Origin of the sequence: Gordonia sihwensis (assembly GCF_029632925.1) — a bacterium.
GTDB lineage: Bacteria > Actinomycetota > Actinomycetes > Mycobacteriales > Mycobacteriaceae > Gordonia > Gordonia sihwensis.
Window position 1 is genome coordinate 1583978 of record NZ_CP121248.1, and the last position, 16648, is coordinate 1600625.

The window sequence follows — 16648 nt, forward strand, 5'->3', positions numbered from 1 at the left end:
ACCCGACCCGCGTGCGCGACAATGTCGGGTGTGACGACGCGTGTTTTGATTCTCGGATCCACGGGATCCATTGGCACCCAGGCCCTCGAAGTGGTCGCCGAGCACCCGGACCGGTTCCAGGTGGTCGGCCTCGGGGCGGGCGGGGGAAGCCTGGAACTGCTCCAGCGGCAGGTCGCCGAAACGGGGCTGGCGCCGCAGCGGGTGGCCGTCGCCGACGCCGACGCCGCCGCCGTGCTCGGCGACCGGCTGGGCGGCCCGGTGCTCGGCGGACCCGACGCCATGGTCCGCCTGATCGAGTCGGTGGAGGCCGACGTGATCCTCAACGGAGTGGTCGGGGCGATCGGTCTGCGCCCGAGCCTGGCCGCCCTGGAGTCGGGGGCGCGGCTCGCACTGGCGAACAAGGAGTCGCTGGTGGCCGGCGGCGCCCTGGTGCTCGACGCCGCGGCGCCGGGTCAGATCGTGCCGGTCGACTCCGAGCACTCGGCGATCGCGCAGTGCCTGCGCGGCGGCACCGCGGACGAGGTGGAGCGACTCGTCCTGACGGCGTCCGGGGGGCCGTTCCGCGGGTGGACCGCCGAGCAGGTGCGCGGTGTGACGCCCGAGCAGGCGGGCAGGCATCCCACCTGGTCGATGGGTCCGATGATCACCCTCAACTCGGCGACGCTGGTCAACAAGGCCCTCGAAGTCATCGAGGCGCACCTGCTGTTCGGCGTCGACTACGACCGCATCGACGTCACCGTTCACCCGCAGTCGATCGTGCACTCGATGGTGACCTTCGTCGACGGAGCCACCATCGCGAAGGCGTCGCCGCCGTCGATGAAGCTGCCGATCGCACTGGCTCTCGGCTGGCCCCACCGCGTCCCCGGCTCGTCGTCGGCGTGCGACTGGACCACCGCGTCCACGTGGACCTTCGAGCCGGTGGACGACGAGGTGTTCCCGGCGATCCGTCTCGCACGCAGCGCCGGAAAGGCAGGCGGCAGCCTCACGGCGGTGTACAACGCCGCCAACGAGGTGGCGGCAGAGGGATTCTTCGCCGGCGCCATCGACTTCCCGCGGATCGTCGGCGTCATCGCGGACGTGCTGGCCGACGCCGATCAGTGGTCATCGCGGCCGGGTACCCTGGACGAGGTGCTGGCCGCCGACCAGTGGGCGCGGCGGCGTGCCGCGGAGCACGTCGCGGCGCGCTCGTAGTCGGGAAGAACACACTCGGCACGGACGCGGCCGGCACGAACACAGTCAAGCGGGGCTCGGTGCTCCCACGGGTCTGAGGGAGACGATCAGTGAGTCTGGTGCTCGGCGTCGCGCTCTTCGCGCTGGCACTGCTGATCTCGATCGCCTGGCACGAGCTCGGTCACATGTGGGCCGCGCAGGCGACGGGAATGAAGGTGCGCCGCTATTTCGTCGGCTTCGGTCCCACCGTGTGGTCCACCCGGCGCGGGGAGACCGAGTACGGCGTGAAAGCGGTGCCCCTCGGCGGCTTCTGCGACATCGCGGGCATGACGCCCCACGAGGATCTGACCGACGAGGAACGCGAACGCGCGATGTACGCGCAGCCGACCTGGAAACGGCTCGTGGTTCTCGCCGCCGGACCCGTCCAGAACTTCATCCTCGGCTTCGCGCTCGTCGTGGTGCTGGGTCTGGGGTGGGGCCTGCCGATCATCGGCGATCAACCGGTGTACGTGAAGTCGCTGGAGTGCGTGGCCACCACCACCGATGCGCAGGGAGTGCCCGTGGCGTGCACGGGAACGGCCCCGGCTGCGGTAGCCGGACTGCAGGTCGGCGATCAGGTGCTCGCGGTGGACGGCCACACCGTCACCGACCGGTCCGACATGATCCAACGCGTCCAGCAGTCCGCCGGCACCGTCGCCCTCACGGTGGAGCGCGACGGCCACCGGATGGATCTGACGGTGCCGGTGACCCCGGTCCAGCGGATGGTGGAAGGCGACGGCGGCGCGCTGCGCCCCGCACAGGTCGGAGCCATCGGCGTGGGCCTGGACACCGCCTACGTCGAGCACTACGGCGCGGGCAGCATCTGGGGCGGCGCGCTGCGTTTCACCGGCGACATCTTCAGCGAGACCTTCAAGGCGCTGATCTCGCTGCCGTCCAAGGTCACCGGCCTGTGGCACGCGGTCACCGGCGGCGAGCGCGCCGTCGACAGTCCGGTCAGCGTGGTCGGCGCGTCGGTCCTCGGCGGACAGGCCGTGGAACACGGTTACTGGGACATGTTCTTCGGGCTGCTGCTCAGCGTGAACTTCTTCCTGGGCGCCTTCAACCTGATCCCGTTGCTCCCGCTGGACGGCGGACACATGGCGATCGCCCTCTACGAGAAGATCCGCAACACCGTGCGCCGCCGCTTCGGCAAGATCGCGGCGGGTCCGGTCGACTACTACCGGCTGCTGCCGATCACCTACGCGGTGGTTGCCGTGATGGGCGGGTTCATGATCCTCACCGTGACAGCCGACATCGTCAACCCGATCAAGGTGTTCTGACGCCGTCACCGCCAGGCGCCCCGAGCGCGTCCGGGCCGGGGCGCCCGCCCTCACGCCGAGGGACGGATGGTGAAGGCGGTGTCGCCGTCGGTGAACACCAGGCCGGTGTCGGCGGAGGTGCCGGACTTCGCCAGACGGCCGCCGGACAGTCGGCGGTAGGCGCTCACGTGCGAGGTGAGGCCGGTCAGCGAGGCGACGTCGATGACGTAGAGCCACTTCTGGTCCTGGCTGAGGACCACTCGGGCCGGCGGGCTGGTGAGTCCGGTCGGCGTCGACGCGACCGTGTTGAGCGTCCCGTTCCGGCCGATCCGGAACGAGGCCACATTCATGCCCATCGTCATCGACGCGTAGGCGTACCTGCTGTCGGAGGTCACCGCCATGCCGTGCGGCACGAGCCCGACGAACGGGGCGCCGATGGGCGTCAGCGTGCCGTTCCGGTTGATGCGCCAGCCGTTGATGTTGTGCGACTGCTCGTTGCCGATGTACAGGTATTTGCCGTCGGGCGTGACCTGGCCGAGTGCGGGCATCAGCCCCGCGGCCTGAGTGGTCCCGATGTGGGTGAGCTTGCCCGAGTCGCTGAACGAGTACGCGTCCATGGTGCAGGCCACGAAGCTCGGCACGTAGACGTGCTTGCCGTCCGGTGTGAAGAGCGGATGGCCCAGGGCGCTGACGGGGTTCGGCTGATCGGTCCGGCTGACGGGCGTCAACCCGCCGGTGCTCGAGACCCGGTAGGTCACCAGGGTGGTGCGCACCGAGCCAACGGTCGCGACCAGGTAGCGGCCGTCGGGACTGAAGCCGAGGCCGGTGACGGGACCGCCGGCGTCGGTGATGCCGCCGCCCGCCAACGGGACCAGCCGGCCTGCGGAGGTGAGGTGCCACGCCTGGATGTTCGACGAGGCCACCCCGGCGCTGTAGACCCACTTCCCGTTGGGATGCGGCCGGAGGGAGAGGGAGAACGAGGTCTTCGTCGGAGCGGTGCTCACCTTCGTCAGCCGCGGCCCCTGGGCCTTCAGGACGGTGACGCCGGACGTGCCGCTCGCGCCGACGACCAGATACTCCGGACTGCCCGACGACGCGGGATCGGCACCCGCTGCCGGCGTCGTCGCCGACTGGGCGGTCATCGCCAGTGCGAGGGCGCCGGCGACGAGCGCCGCCTGTCGGCCGGCGTTCTTCGCGGAGGTGCGGTGCGGGGGCGTCGGGATGGTGATTCTCGGGGTGGTGGTCGTCATGGGCGGTTCCGTTCGGCAGAGGTGGCGGACAGGGACGGGTGATTCGGACGTGCGGACAGGGGCGCAGACAGTGATCTGCAGCACTGATGCTGCCGCGTCCGCAGGCCGCTGAACTGTCCAAATCCCTGGACATCGGCCCGGTCGACGCGGTGCGCACGGTGGCGCCGGGGTCGGTAGACTCGAGGGGTGACCGCGCCGGCGCGCCCGCCGATCACGGTGCCAAGGAGAGGAAACATGACTCAATCGATCGGTCTCGGGATTCCCGCCGGACCGCCGCCGGTGCTCGCTCCCAGACGCAAGACGCGGCAGATCCACGTCGGCGACGTCGGCGTCGGCAGCGACTTCCCGATCTCCGTGCAGTCCATGTGCACCACCAAGACACACGATGTGAACGCCACGCTGCAGCAGATCGCGCAGCTCACCGCCTCCGGATGCGACATGGTCCGGGTGGCGTGCCCCCGCCAGGAGGACGCGGACGCGTTGCCGGTGATCGCGCGCAAGTCGCAGATCCCGGTGATCGCCGACATCCATTTCCAGCCGAAGTACATCTTCGCCGCGATCGACGCCGGCTGCGCCGCCGTGCGCGTCAATCCGGGGAACATCAAGGAGTTCGACGGCCGCGTCAAGGAGGTCGCCAAGGCGGCAGGCGACGCGGGCATCCCGATCCGGATCGGCGTCAACGCCGGATCCCTCGACAAGCGACTGCTGGAGAAGTACGGGAAGGCGACGCCGGAGGCTCTGGTGGAGTCGGCCCTGTGGGAGGCGAGCCTGTTCGAGGAGCACGGTTTCGGCGACATCAAGATCTCTGTGAAGCACAACGACCCGGTGGTGATGGTCGAGGCCTACCGTCAGCTGGCCGCGCAGTGCGACTACCCGCTGCACCTCGGCGTCACCGAGGCCGGACCGGCGTTCCAGGGCACCATCAAGTCGGCCGTGGCCTTCGGTGCGCTGCTGAGCGAGGGCATCGGCGACACGATCCGCGTCTCACTGTCGGCGCCTCCGGCCGAGGAGATCAAGGTCGGCGACGCGATCCTGCAGTCGCTGAACCTGCGCCCGCGGAAGCTGGAGATCGTCTCGTGCCCGTCGTGTGGCCGCGCGCAGGTCGACGTCTACAAACTGGCCGACGAGGTCAGCGCCGGACTGGAGGGCATGGAGATCCCGCTCCGCGTGGCCGTGATGGGCTGCGTGGTGAACGGGCCGGGCGAGGCCCGCGAAGCCGATCTCGGCGTCGCGTCGGGTAACGGCAAGGGCCAGATCTTCGTCAAGGGCGAGGTCATCAAGACCGTTCCCGAGGCACAGATCGTCGAGACTCTGATCACCGAAGCGCTGCGTATCGCCGAGGAGTCGGGGGAGACTGGAAGCGGCGCCCCGGTCGTGACCGTGACGTAGCGATCCGCTGTCACGTCGGGATGCTGCTGAACTGAAGTGAGCAGGGAGGTGGGCCGTGCTGGGGATCCTCGGTGACCGGCCGCTCGGCGCCAAAGACGCCGACGCGGTGGCCCGCGCACTCGACCTCGACCCGGTGGCGTCGTGCATGGTCGCGGCACGGGTGGAGGCGTACGGGCTCTCGCCCCGCTTCCTCGGAGGCGAGATGTGGACCGCCTCGCAGCCGAGCGAGTCACTCGCCTTCTCGGGTGCGAATCTGATGCCGCTGATCGGCGGCGCGACCGATCTCGACGTCTTCGCCGACCGCGCACTGGCGTCGCCGCGTCTGTGCTCGTCGGTGGTGGGATCGGCCGACCTGGTGCTCGGACTGTGGGACCGCGTCGCGGCGGCATGGGGTCCCCCGCGGGAGATCCGCGACGACCAGCCGCTGCTCGCGCTCACGGGCTACCCCGAGATCGCGCCCGATCCGCAGGTCCGCCTGGTGACGATGGCCGATCTGGACGCCTACTTCCCGGCGGCCGTCGAGATGTTCATCGGCGAGGTCGGCGTCGATCCGCGGGCCGGGGACGAGGGCAGGTCGTACCGGAGGCGGCTCGCGGCGCTGATCTCGGCGCGGCGCGTATTCGCCCGATTCGACGGAGACCGCGTGGTGTTCAAGGCCGAGATCGGTTCCATGTCCCGCAAGGTGGGCCAGATCCAGGGCGTCTGGGTGGATCCTGACTGGCGCGGCAGGGGATACGGCGTGGTGGGCACCGCGGCGGTGGCCGCGGCGATCGCCCGCCAGGGCCGGATCGCGAGCCTGTATGTGAACAGCTTCAACGCCGCCGCCCGGCACACCTACGAACGGGTCGGATTCCAGCAGGTCGGCACCTTCGCGACCGTCCTGGTCGACTGACGGCCACGGCCCGCTCGTCCTCTATGATCGGGCCGATGCCCAGTACACTCCGAGCGCGCGTGCGTCGCCCTCATCGCAGCCGGTCGACGGTGCCGTGCCTCGTCGTGGTGCTGGCGCTGCTGGCGACTCTGACGGCGTGTGCGACGCAGGACGACGGTCCCCGGTCGGCTGTTCAGACCTTCCTCGACCGGTTCGCCGACCGCGACTTCTCCGGCGCGGGGGCGGTCACCACCGATCCGGACCGGGCTCGCGACCAACTCGCGCAGACGTGGACCGGACTGGCGGCGGACTCGATGTCGGCGACCGCCGGGCGGGTACGGATCGATCAGGACGTCGCGGACGTGCCCGTCACCTACACCTGGACCCTGGCCGGCGGCAGATCGTGGGAGTACTCGGCGAACATCGCGCTCGGCCGCGGCGACACCGGCTGGTCGGTGCGGTGGAAGTCGTCGGCGATCCATCCCAAGCTCGGCGCCGACCAGCGGCTGGCGATGTCGCAGACCAGTCCGCCGCGGGCGGCCGTCAACGAGTCCGACGGTTCGGAGGTGATGGTCGACGGCACCGTGGTCGGGGTGTCGTTCGACGCCGCGAAGGCCGCGGCCGGGGGAAGCGTCAGCGATTCGGCGCACCGTCTGGTGGACGTCCTGGGTCCCCTGATCCCCGGACTCGACCCGCAGGCGATCGCCGAGAAGTCGACGGCGCGGAGCGATCCGCTGCCGATCGGCCGGATCCAGACCGCGGACTTCGACCGGCTGCGCGACCGGCTGGCCGTGCCCGGAATCGTGACCGAGGACCAGGCCGTTCTGGTTCCGCGGGACCCCGGATTCGCACCGTCGGTGCTCGCGAAGGTCAAGGACGAGGTCTCCGGCGGCCTCACCGGGTCCAGCGGGTGGCGGGTCTCGGTGCTCAACCCCAACGGACTGGTTGCCGACGTGGTCGCCGACGAGTCGGGCACGCCCGCGCCCGCGGTCCTGCTGACCCTGTCGCGGTCGGTGCAGGACGCGGCGCAGCGCGCGGTGAACGCCGTCCAGGGGAAGCAGGCGATGCTCGTGGCGTTGCAGGCGTCGACCGGCAAGATCCTCGCGATCGCCCAGAACCGCGACGCCGATCGTGACGGCCTCATCGCCACCTCCGGTCTGTACCCGCCGGGTTCGACCTTCAAGATGGTCACCTCCGCGGCGGCCTTCCACGACAAGATGACCGATCCCGACGCGATCGTGCCGTGTCCCGGCGAGATCCACATCGGTGAGCGTTCCATCCCGAACTACGACGGCTTCTCGCTCGGGGCGGTGCCGCTGCGCTCCGCCTTCGCCCACTCCTGCAACACCACCTTCGCCGACCTGGCCAGCCGGATGGGGCCCACCGATCTCACCCACGCGGCCGCCGCGATGGGGCTGGGAGAGGTGTACCGGGTGCCCGGTCTGGACGTGAAGTCCGGCTCGGTGCCCGTCGAACCCGAGCTGGTGGCCCGCAGCGAAGACGGTTTCGGACAGGGCCGGGTGCTGGCGAGCCCGCTCGGCATGGCGCTCGTGGCCGCGGCCGCGGCCACCGGCAGGGCTCAGGTCCCGCAGCTCATCGACGGACGCGAGACGACGGTGACCGGCCCGCAGGCCGCGCTGTCGGACGAGGTGTACCAGCGGCTGCGGCCGATGATGCGCGCGGTGGTCACCGAGGGAACGGCGACCTCGATCGCCGGATCGGGCGAGGTGTACGGCAAGACGGGCGAGGCGGAGGTCGCGGGCGGATCGCACGCGTGGTTCGCGGGCTATCGCGGCGACATCGCGTTCGCGACTCTCATCGTGCTCGGCGGCGACTCCACCAATTCGGTGAATGTGACGCGCGACTTCCTCGACGCGATCCCCGCGGGCTACCGGCCGTAGCCTGCGGTTCACCGCGCGGGTGTGATGATCCGTTCGCCGGTGTCGGGGTGGTCCCAGATCAGGACCGGATGATCGTAGGTCTCCGACAGCAGGTCGGCGGTCATCACCTCGTCGACGGCGCCGGTCGCGAGCAGCCGTCCGGCCTTCATCACGGCGACGCGGTCAGCGTAGGCGGCCGCGAGCGTCAGATCGTGCACCACGAGGATCACCGTGGCGCCCGCCGCCGCACGGCGCGACAGGATCGTCAGGACCTGTTCGGTGTGCCCGATGTCGAGTGCGGCGGTGGGCTCGTCGAGCAGCAGGACCGGTGTGTCCTGCGCCAGCGCACGGGCCAGCGAGACCCGTGCCTGCTGCCCGCCGGAGAGCTGCGGGAACGGCCGGTTCAGTAGATCTTCCAGCCCGCATTCGGCGATCGCGGCGTCGATCAGTTCCTCCGACTGCACCGCCTGCGGGGTGCGGGTCCACGGGAATCGGCCCATCTCGACCACTTCGCGCACCGTGAACGGTGTGTCGGCTCGGTTCTGCTGCGTCACGAGCGCGCGGGCGCGGGCGAGAGTGAGCGAGTCGGCCCGGTGGACGTCGATGTCGCCGATGCGCACGGTCCCGGACTCCGGTGCGCGGACTCCGGAGACCGCGGACAGCAGGGTGGACTTCCCGCATCCGTTCGGGCCCACGAGGGCCAGGATCTCGCCGGGGTGCGCGGCCAGGTCGACGCCGTGGACGATCTCCCGGCGGCCGATCCGGACGGTGACGTCCTCGGCGACGACTCCGCCGTGCACGGCGGTCTGCCCGGTCACCATCGTGCCGCCGCATTCCGCCGGCGCAGCAGGAGGAAGAACACCGGGCCGCCGATCAGCGAGGTGAGCATGCCGAGCGGCAGTTCGCCGCCGGTGAGTGTGCGCGCGGCGAGGTCGGCGGCGGCGATCACCAGTGCGCCGCCCAGTGCGCTCGCCGGAAGCAGCAGCGCGTGCCGCGGGCCCACCAGCAGGCGCATCACGTGCGGGACGATCAGGCCGACGAACATGATGATTCCGGTGAACGCGACGCCCGCCGCGGTGAGCATCGCGACCAGGACGATCACCTGGCGTCGCACGGCCTCCACGTTGACGCCGAGGGCGGCGGCCTGCACTTCGCCGAGGGCGAGCAGGTCGAGCTTCTTGACCAGCACCATTCCGCCCGCGAGGCCGGCGAGGGCGAGCGGTGCGACGATCTTCACCTGCGTCCACGAGACGTTGCCCGCCAGCGAACCGAGTTGCCAGAAGACGATCTGCTCGCGGGCTGCGGTGGAGGCGACGTAGGTCAGATAGGCGATGATCCCGAGCGCGAAGGCATTGACGGCGATACCCGTCAGGACCAGCATGATCGTCGACGACGCACCGTCACGGATGCTCAAGACGTAGACGCCGGCCGTGGTGAGGAGCCCGAAGAGCGCGGCGGCGCCGGCGACGGCCCAGCCGTTGGTTCCGGTGCCGCCGATCACGATCATCAGGCAGGCGCCGACCGCGGCTCCGGACGAGACGCCGATGATGCCCGGCTCGGCGAGGGGATTGGCGAGCACTCCCTGCAGCAGGCAGCCCGCCGTGCCGAGAGCGAGCCCGACCAGCAGCCCGAGCAGGATCCGCGGGAACCTCGAGACCCACAGCGCGTTCTCGCCCTGCGGATGCGTGGGCAGGGGACCGATGTCGAGGTGCCAGTGGTGCGCGATGGAGCCGAGCACCTCCAGAGGCGGAATGTGTACCTGTCCGGTGCCCGCGGAGACGACGACCACCACGCCGAGCAGGACGAGCGTCGCCGCCATCACCCACAGTGCGCGGCCGCGGAAGACCGACAGCGCGGCCGTCAGCCGATACCGCAACCCGGGAGCGCTGCCGGACCGCGGGTCCCGTGGTGCAGTGTTCCCGTGTCCGGTGTCACTGTGCCGCGGCTCGGCGCGGTCGGCGAGATCAGACATAGATCGCCTTCGCCAGCGCGCTGAGGACCAGACCGGTGTCGGGACCGAACATGAGGATCTGCGTCTCGTCCATCTCGACGATGCGCCGGTTGCGCCCGGCGGAGGTGTCGGCCACGGCCGGCAGCTGAAGGACCTTGTCGAGGCCGCCGACCGAGTCGGCGCCCTGGGTCATCACGAGCAGTACGTCGGGATCGGCCCGGATCATCGATTCGGCGCTGACTTGCGTGAACGGCGCGGTCAGGCCTGCCTTGGTGCCGGCGTCGCGACCGCCGAGCGCTTCGATGAGATCGTCCGCACCGGAACCCGGACCCGCGAGCAGGATCAGATGTTCGCCGCGGATGTACAGAAAGCCGATGGTCGGATCGCCGGTCGGGCGAGGGAGGAGGGCGCGGGCGTCGGCGATCTGCTTCTCGGTGCGCGCCACCAGTTTCTCGCCCTGCGCGGGTACGCCGAGCGCGGCGGCCACATCGCGGATGAGCGCGGGGCTGCCGGCCACCGACCGCTGGCCGGTGAAGACCGACACCGGGATGCCCGCGGCACGGATCTGGTCGACCGCACCCGCGGGGGTGGCGTCGTCGGTGACCAGGACGATGGACGGATTCTGCGCGAGGACGCGTTCGGGGTTGATCGCGTGGCCGGTCTCGGTCACGTACGGCAGCCGCGAGGCCGACGGAAAGGTGGTGGAACGGTCGCGGCCCACGACGTGCGTGCCCAGGCCGAGCGAGAAGACGATGTCGCCCAGCGTGCCGTTCCGATCGAGCGCGATGATCCGGTCGGCGCGGGGGCCCGGCACCACGGCGGAGTCGACCGGGACGACGTCGGCGTCCGGGAGCGCCGCGGTGGCGGGGCCGGAGCGCAGTGTCGCGCTGGTCGCGGTGGCGGTCGCGCCGGTGTCGATGGGCTCGGTGGTGCATCCGGATACGAACAGTCCGACGACCAGCAGCAGGGCCCAGACAGGGGCGATCGACATCACGGACCGGGTAGGAGTCGTCACCTGAATCCGCCTTGTCATGCTCACAGTTCTGTTAGGCACACCTTACTGGTTGGTACCTCCTCGACGCACATCGGTGCGATTCCGGCCGAGCGGTGTCCGCGGCGGAGGCGTCCGTAGAATTTCCGTCATGACAGTTCGCGCACCACTGGTTCCCGGCGTCGTGGCTCCGACGCTGCCCGTCCCCGACTCGATCGAACGTCCCGAGTACGCGTGGAAGGACTCGGTGAACGAGGGCCACGAACCGTGGGTGCAGACCCCGGAGACGATCGAGAAGATGCGCGTGGCGGGCAGGATCGCGGCCAACGCCCTGGCCGAGGCGGGTCGGGCCGTCGCTCCGGGAGTCACGACAGCCGAACTCGACCGGATCGCCCACGAGTACATGATCGATCACGGCGCCTACCCGTCGACGCTGGGCTACAAGGGATTCCCGAAGTCCTGCTGCACCTCGCTGAACGAGGTGATCTGTCACGGCATCCCCGATTCGACGGTGATCGAGGACGGCGACATCGTCAACATCGATGTGACGGCCTACATCGACGGTGTGCACGGTGACACGAATGCGACGTTCCTCGCCGGCGACGTCTCACCGGAGGCGCGGGATCTGGTGGAGCGGACCAGGATCGCGACCGAGCGCGCGATCAAGGCCGTCAAACCCGGTCGCGCGCTCAACGTGGTGGGCCGGGTGATCGAGGCGTACGCGAACCGCTTCGGGTACTCGGTGGTGCGCGACTTCACCGGCCACGGGATCGGTGAGACCTTTCACAACGGTCTGGTGGTGCTGCACTACGACCAGCCGAGCGTCGACACCGTCCTGGAACCGGGAATGGTCTTCACCATCGAGCCGATGATCAATCTGGGCGGCCTCGACTGGGAGATGTGGGACGACGGCTGGACCGTGGTGACCGCCGACCGCAGGTGGACCGCGCAGTTCGAGCACACCCTCGTCGTCACCGACACCGGTGCCGAGATCCTGACGCTGCCCGACGAGAGCTGACTTCGGGGGTGAGCGGCGCACTTCTGGTCGGTGGCACGAGCAGCGACGCGGGCAAGAGCCTGATCGTCGCCGGACTGTGCCGGGCGCTGGCGCGTGACGGGATCACGGTGGCGCCGTTCAAAGCGCAGAACATGTCGAACAATTCCGCCGTCACCCTCGACGGCGGTGAGATCGGCCGGGCACAGGCGCTTCAGGCGCAGGCCTGCGGGCTGGAACCGGACACGCGATTCAACCCGGTGCTGCTGAAGCCCGGCGGTGACCGGCGCTCGCACGTGGTGGTGCGCGGACGCACGGTCGGCGAGGTCGGGGCCGCCGACTATCAGCTCTGGCGCACCCGGCTGGCGGGTGTGGTCGCCGACGAACTCGCGTCGTTGCGACGGGACTTCGACGTGGTGATCTGCGAGGGCGCGGGCTCGGTCGCGGAGATCAACCTCCGCGCCACCGACATCGCGAACATGGGATTGGCCCGGGCGGCGAACATGCCGGTGGTGCTGGTCACCGACATCGACCGCGGCGGATCGCTGGCCCATCTGTTCGGCACCACGGCGGTCCTCGACGCGGACGACCAGGCGCTCGTCGCCGGATACATCGTGAACAAGTTCCGCGGCGATCCGGCGATCCTCGCTCCCGGACTGGAGATGGTGCGCGAGCGCACCGGGCGACCGACCTTCGGCGTGATCCCGTTCGCCGACGGTCTCCGGCTCGATGCCGAGGATTCGCTGGCCGCATCGGTCGGCGCCCGCGTGGGCGGACCTCGCGGCGTGGGCGGCGCCGGACGGGAGCGGATGTCGGTGGCCGCGATCCGGTTGCCCCGCATCTCCAACAGCACCGATGTCCTGGCTCTGGCGTGCGAACCCGACGTCGACGTGACGTGGGTCGACGACCCGTCGGCGGTCCGGGCCGCGGATCTGGCGGTGCTGCCCGGAACCCGCGCGACCCTCAGCGACCTCGCGTGGCTGCGGACCACCGGTCTGGCCGATGCGCTGATCGAACGTGCGCAGCGCGGCCGGCCGGTGCTCGGGGTCTGCGGCGGCTTCCAGATGCTGTGCCGGAGCATCGTCGACACGGTGGAGTCCGTCGGCACAGCGACGTCGGGTGTCGCCCGGCCCGTCGAGGGGCTGGGGCTGCTCGACGTCGACATCGAGTTCGCCGAAGACAAGACCCTGCGGACCTTCGACGGTCACGCGGCCGGTGAGCCGGTGCGCGGATACGAGATCCATCACGGGGTCGTGGTGCGCAGCGAGGAGCAGCCCTGGCTCGACTCCGCGGCGACCGGCCCCGAGGGCGCCCGCAGGGGAGCGGTCTACGGCACCCACTGCCACGGCGCGCTGGAGAGCGACGGCTTCCGCCGCGTCTTCCTGGCCGAGATCGCGCGGCGGGCGGGCCGGACGGGCTTCACCGCCGATCCGCGGCTGTGCGTCGCGCAGGTGCGCCGGTCGCAACTGGATCTGATGGCCGATCTGGTGTGCGAGCACCTCGACATGCCGAGTATCCACGGGTTGATCGAGGGCGGCCCGCCCGCGGTGCCCACCGTCCTATCCTGGCTTGGTGAACACCGCGCACCTGACCGTAGAGCATGACGGACTGACCTTCGACGTCGAGGAGAGCGGGCCCGCTCGAGGACCGTGGGTGGTGCTCCTGCACGGGTTCCCGGTGAACTCGCGGTGCTACGACGACGTGGTTCCGCGCGTGCACGAGGCCGGGCTCCGCACCCTGCGCATCGATCAGCGGGGCTACAGTCCCGGCGCCCGGCCCGAGGAGGTCGACGCCTACCGTCTCGACACGCTCGTCGGCGACGTCATCGGGATCCTCAACCACCTCAACATCTCGTACTCGATGGTCGTCGGCCACGATTGGGGCGGGATCGTCGCCTGGCATCTGGCGGCCAAGCATCCCGACCGCTTCACCGGCCTGGTGGCCGTCAGCACCGGACACCCGTCCGCGATGCGCGATGCACTCGCGGCGGGCGGCGATCAGCGTGAGCGGTCGGCCTACATCAAGGATTTCATCGCCGACGGCGCGGAGGAGAGGCTGAGCGCCCGAGACGGCGTCCTGCTCCGGCGTGCCGGCGTGACCGGCGAGGAACTCGCGCCGATCCTCGAGCCGGGTGCGCTGACCGGTCCGCTGAACTGGTATCGCGCCAGTTTCACCGGCGACGTCGCGGCCACCCTGGCCTGCCCGCCGGTCGAGATCCCGACCACCATGGTGTGGAGCGACGGCGACGCGGCTCTGGGACGCGAACAGGCCGAGTTCAGCGGCCGATACGTCTACTCCGACTTCCGCTTCTCCGAACTCCACGGCGTCGACCACTGGATTCCCGAGAATGCGGCGGCCGCTCTGGCGAGCGAGATCTCCCTGCGGTCCTCGCGCTTCTGAGAACCCGCTCGGGCCGCCGCCGCCCTCACTCCAGGTCCAGGCCGAGGAGTGCGTTCTCGAGCACCTCCGGCATGGCGGGATGGATCCAGTACTGGCCGCGGGCCATGTCCGGCACCCGGAGACCGAAGCTCATCGCCTGGATGACGGGCTGGATCACGGTGGACGCCTGCGGACCCATCAGATGCGCGCCGAGCAGTTCACCGCTGCGACGATCGGCGATGAGCTTGCAGAATCCGGTCGTGTCCTCCATCGCCCAGCCGTAGGCGACGTCGCCGTACTCCTGCACCTTGACGGCGATGTCGCGCCCGGTCTCGCGGGCCTGCGCCTCGGTGAGTCCGACGGTGGCGATCTGCGGATGGGTGAAGACCGCGGCCGGCACGTACCGGTGGTCGAACGAGGCCAGCTCGTCGGCGTGCCAGCCGAGCAGCAGATTCTCCTGGACCACACGCTGTTCGTGGTTGGCGACGTGCTTGAGCTGGAACGGTGAACTGACATCGCCGAGCGCCCACACCTCGGGAGCCGGTGTGCGGCCGTGTGCGTCCACCGGCACGCGGCCGTCGGCGAGCAGCTCCACACCGATCGTGTCGAGGCCGAGGCGGTCGCCGTTGGGTGTCCGGCCGGTCGCGACGAGCAGGGCGTCGGCATCGACGTGCCGGCCGTCGGTGAACGAGAGCCGGACGCCGTCGTCGCCGAGGTCGATCGCACCCGCGAGCGTGCTGTCGAGCCGGACGTCCCACTGCCGGCGGGCCACCGCGGTGAATCGCTCGCTGACGTCGTCGTCGAGCCGGCGCAGCAGCCGTCCGCTGCGGGCGACGACGGTGACGTCCACGCCGAGAGCGGAGAAGACGTGGGCGAACTCGGCGGCGATGTATCCGCTGCCGAGGATCGCCATCCGCTTCGGCAGGGCGGGCAGGCGCATCACGTCGCTGTTGGTGTAGTGATGAACGCCCGAATCGGCGATCACCTCAGGAATCTCCGACCGCGAGCCCGCGGCGACGACGACCTTGCGGGCCAGCACCAGGTCGCCGTCGTCGGTCACCAGGCGGTATCGGGCCGACTCGTCGTCGCGGCCGTCGAAGCGGACGTGGCTGGAGTAGACGGTGACGTTGTCGCAACGCTCCACCCGGTACTCCTTGCCGCCGGCCGAGATCGGGTCGATGCGGCCGAAGACCCGGTCGACGATGGCGGGCCAGTCGACCGATTCGACGCTCGCCTCGACGCCGTACCGGGCCGCCGACCGGACGGTGTCGGCCACGTCCGCGGCGTAGACGAACATCTTCGTCGGAATGCACCCGACGTTGAGGCAGGTGCCGCCGTAGACGCCCTCCTCGAAGATCGCGATGCTCATCGCGTCGAAGCGTTCGTCCGGGATGGAGTTGCCGCTTCCCGAACCGATGATCGCCAGATCGACCTGCTGAGCGCTCATCGCCGCGCCCCCTCGCCGAAGATCGTGTGCAGCCAGTTCTGCACTTCGTCGTAGGCGATGCGCCGGGGCGTCTCCAGAGAAAGGAAGACGTCGTGGCGGGCGTCGGGGACGGCCACCGCCCACACGCGACGGCCGATCACGCCGGACCACTGCGCGATCTGCTTCACGTCGAGCACGCAGTCAGCGGTGTCGACCGCAGGCTCGTAGGCCCCGGTGAAGCGGGTCTTGTCCGATCGCAGGACCAGGGCGGGCACGCCGATGTCGAGCCCCCGGTGCAGGCGATGCTGTCCCGCGCGGACGGCGGCCAGCCAGCCGAAGGTCACCGGGAAACCGCCGAGCGGCTTGCGCCGCAGATCGTAGGTCCACTCGCCGTGGGCGTCGGCGGACAGGCTCTCGCCGTACGCTGCCGAGAGTTTCTGCGGCAGCACGGCTTTGGCCCGAACTCGGCCGACTCCGCGGATCAGCAGATTGACGGCGTCGGTGCGCAGCAGGGGATCGCCCTGCAAGTCCAGCCAGGGGCTGTTGAGGACCAGCCCCTTGATGCGGCGGTGCCGGTCCGGATCGGTGCGCCGGAGTCGGTCGAGCCAGAGCGGCGTGATCAGTCCTCCGGTGGAGTGGGCGACCACGATCACCCGAGCCGGCTCGTCGCCGGACCCGGATTCCTCGGTCACGACATCGAGTGCCGCGTTCAGCTCCTGGTCGTAGAACTCGAGGTCGGTGGTGAAGTGCGGTTGCTGCCCGTCCAGGAGCGACCGCCCGCACTTGCGCAGATCGAGCGCGTAGAAACCGTAGCCCCGATCGTGGAAGAACTCGGCCAGCTCCTCCTGGAAGAAGTAGTCGGTGAAGCCGTGGACGTACAGGACCGTCCCGGCGGTGGCCGGTTCCGCTCCGGCCTGGCGGATCAGGGTGGCCTCCACGGCGCCCTCGCCGTCCGGGTCGTCGCCGAGGGGGATGGTCAGCACTTCGTATCGGTCGAGGAGTTCGTCGGGACGCCATTGCCGGCTTTTCACGCTGCTCACGCCGACCAG

14 protein-coding genes are annotated in these 16648 nt (G+C 70.1%); 8 read left to right on the top strand and 6 right to left on the bottom strand.

Annotated elements, in window-relative coordinates; all coding sequences use genetic code 11:
* The first annotated feature begins 21 nt into the window (after positions 1-21).
* Positions 22-1191 carry a 1-deoxy-D-xylulose-5-phosphate reductoisomerase gene (gene dxr, locus P5P27_RS07660; protein WP_039868018.1) on the top strand — a complete coding sequence of 390 codons (1170 nt, stop codon included), beginning with the start codon at positions 22-24 and terminating at the stop codon, positions 1189-1191.
* Between the two features lie 89 nt (positions 1192-1280).
* A complete protein-coding gene (locus P5P27_RS07665; RefSeq protein WP_006897885.1) occupies positions 1281-2489 on the top strand; it encodes a M50 family metallopeptidase in 1209 nt (402 codons plus the stop codon).
* A gap of 50 nt (positions 2490-2539) precedes the next feature.
* Here the strand turns inward: P5P27_RS07665 and P5P27_RS07670 are convergent, their stop codons facing one another.
* Positions 2540-3718 carry a lactonase family protein gene (locus P5P27_RS07670; protein WP_278127125.1) on the bottom strand — a complete coding sequence of 393 codons (1179 nt, stop codon included), beginning with the start codon at positions 3716-3718 and terminating at the stop codon, positions 2540-2542.
* A gap of 234 nt (positions 3719-3952) precedes the next feature.
* Between P5P27_RS07670 and ispG the strand changes: the two genes are divergently transcribed.
* From ispG to P5P27_RS07685, 3 genes are read left to right on the top strand one after another with little or no spacing between them, the layout of a single operon-like run.
* Complete coding sequence (gene ispG / locus P5P27_RS07675; RefSeq protein WP_006897883.1) at positions 3953-5107, top strand: flavodoxin-dependent (E)-4-hydroxy-3-methylbut-2-enyl-diphosphate synthase; 1155 nt, start codon at positions 3953-3955, stop codon at positions 5105-5107.
* 55 nt (positions 5108-5162) lie between these two features.
* Complete coding sequence (locus P5P27_RS07680) at positions 5163-5999, top strand: GNAT family N-acetyltransferase (RefSeq protein WP_006897882.1); 837 nt, start codon at positions 5163-5165, stop codon at positions 5997-5999.
* A gap of 35 nt (positions 6000-6034) precedes the next feature.
* Positions 6035-7879: a penicillin-binding transpeptidase domain-containing protein gene (locus tag P5P27_RS07685; protein ID WP_278127126.1), complete on the top strand. Its 1845-nt coding sequence runs from the start codon at positions 6035-6037 to the stop codon at positions 7877-7879.
* An 8-nt stretch (positions 7880-7887) separates the two neighbouring features.
* On the opposite strand, the gene P5P27_RS07690 is transcribed toward P5P27_RS07685, so the two are convergent.
* Genes P5P27_RS07690 through P5P27_RS07700 form a run of 3 tightly spaced genes read right to left on the bottom strand, consistent with a single transcriptional unit; the run spans position 7888 to position 10824 of the window.
* Positions 7888-8679 (bottom strand): heme ABC transporter ATP-binding protein, encoded by a 792-nt coding sequence (locus P5P27_RS07690; protein WP_045538423.1) that lies wholly within the window; start codon positions 8677-8679, stop codon positions 7888-7890.
* On the bottom strand, positions 8673-9830 hold the full coding sequence (locus P5P27_RS07695) for a FecCD family ABC transporter permease (protein WP_156150468.1): 1158 nt from the start codon (positions 9828-9830) through the stop codon (positions 8673-8675). The genes P5P27_RS07690 and P5P27_RS07695 overlap by 7 nt, the downstream gene beginning before the upstream one ends.
* Positions 9823-10824, bottom strand: a complete 1002-nt coding sequence (locus P5P27_RS07700) for a heme/hemin ABC transporter substrate-binding protein (protein WP_278127128.1) — start codon at positions 10822-10824, stop codon at positions 9823-9825. Before P5P27_RS07700 ends, P5P27_RS07695 begins: the two co-directional genes overlap by 8 nt.
* Positions 10825-10951: 127 nt before the next feature.
* On the opposite strand from P5P27_RS07700, the gene map reads away from it, so the two are divergent.
* Genes map through P5P27_RS07715 form a run of 3 tightly spaced genes read left to right on the top strand, consistent with a single transcriptional unit; the run spans position 10952 to position 14194 of the window.
* On the top strand, positions 10952-11818 hold the full coding sequence (gene map, locus P5P27_RS07705; protein WP_062366811.1) for a type I methionyl aminopeptidase: 867 nt from the start codon (positions 10952-10954) through the stop codon (positions 11816-11818).
* A gap of 8 nt (positions 11819-11826) precedes the next feature.
* On the top strand, positions 11827-13398 hold the full coding sequence (locus tag P5P27_RS07710) for a cobyric acid synthase (protein ID WP_156150469.1): 1572 nt from the start codon (positions 11827-11829) through the stop codon (positions 13396-13398).
* Positions 13367-14194, top strand: a complete 828-nt coding sequence (locus tag P5P27_RS07715) for an alpha/beta fold hydrolase (RefSeq protein ID WP_278127131.1) — start codon at positions 13367-13369, stop codon at positions 14192-14194. Before P5P27_RS07710 ends, P5P27_RS07715 begins: the two co-directional genes overlap by 32 nt.
* 25 nt (positions 14195-14219) lie before the next feature.
* On the opposite strand, the gene P5P27_RS07720 is transcribed toward P5P27_RS07715, so the two are convergent.
* Both P5P27_RS07720 and P5P27_RS07725 read right to left on the bottom strand, forming a co-directional pair.
* Complete coding sequence (locus P5P27_RS07720; protein ID WP_006897874.1) at positions 14220-15620, bottom strand: mycothione reductase; 1401 nt, start codon at positions 15618-15620, stop codon at positions 14220-14222.
* Entirely contained in the window at positions 15617-16648 is a 1032-nt protein-coding gene (locus P5P27_RS07725; protein WP_039868030.1) for an alpha/beta hydrolase, read from the bottom strand. Before P5P27_RS07725 ends, P5P27_RS07720 begins: the two co-directional genes overlap by 4 nt.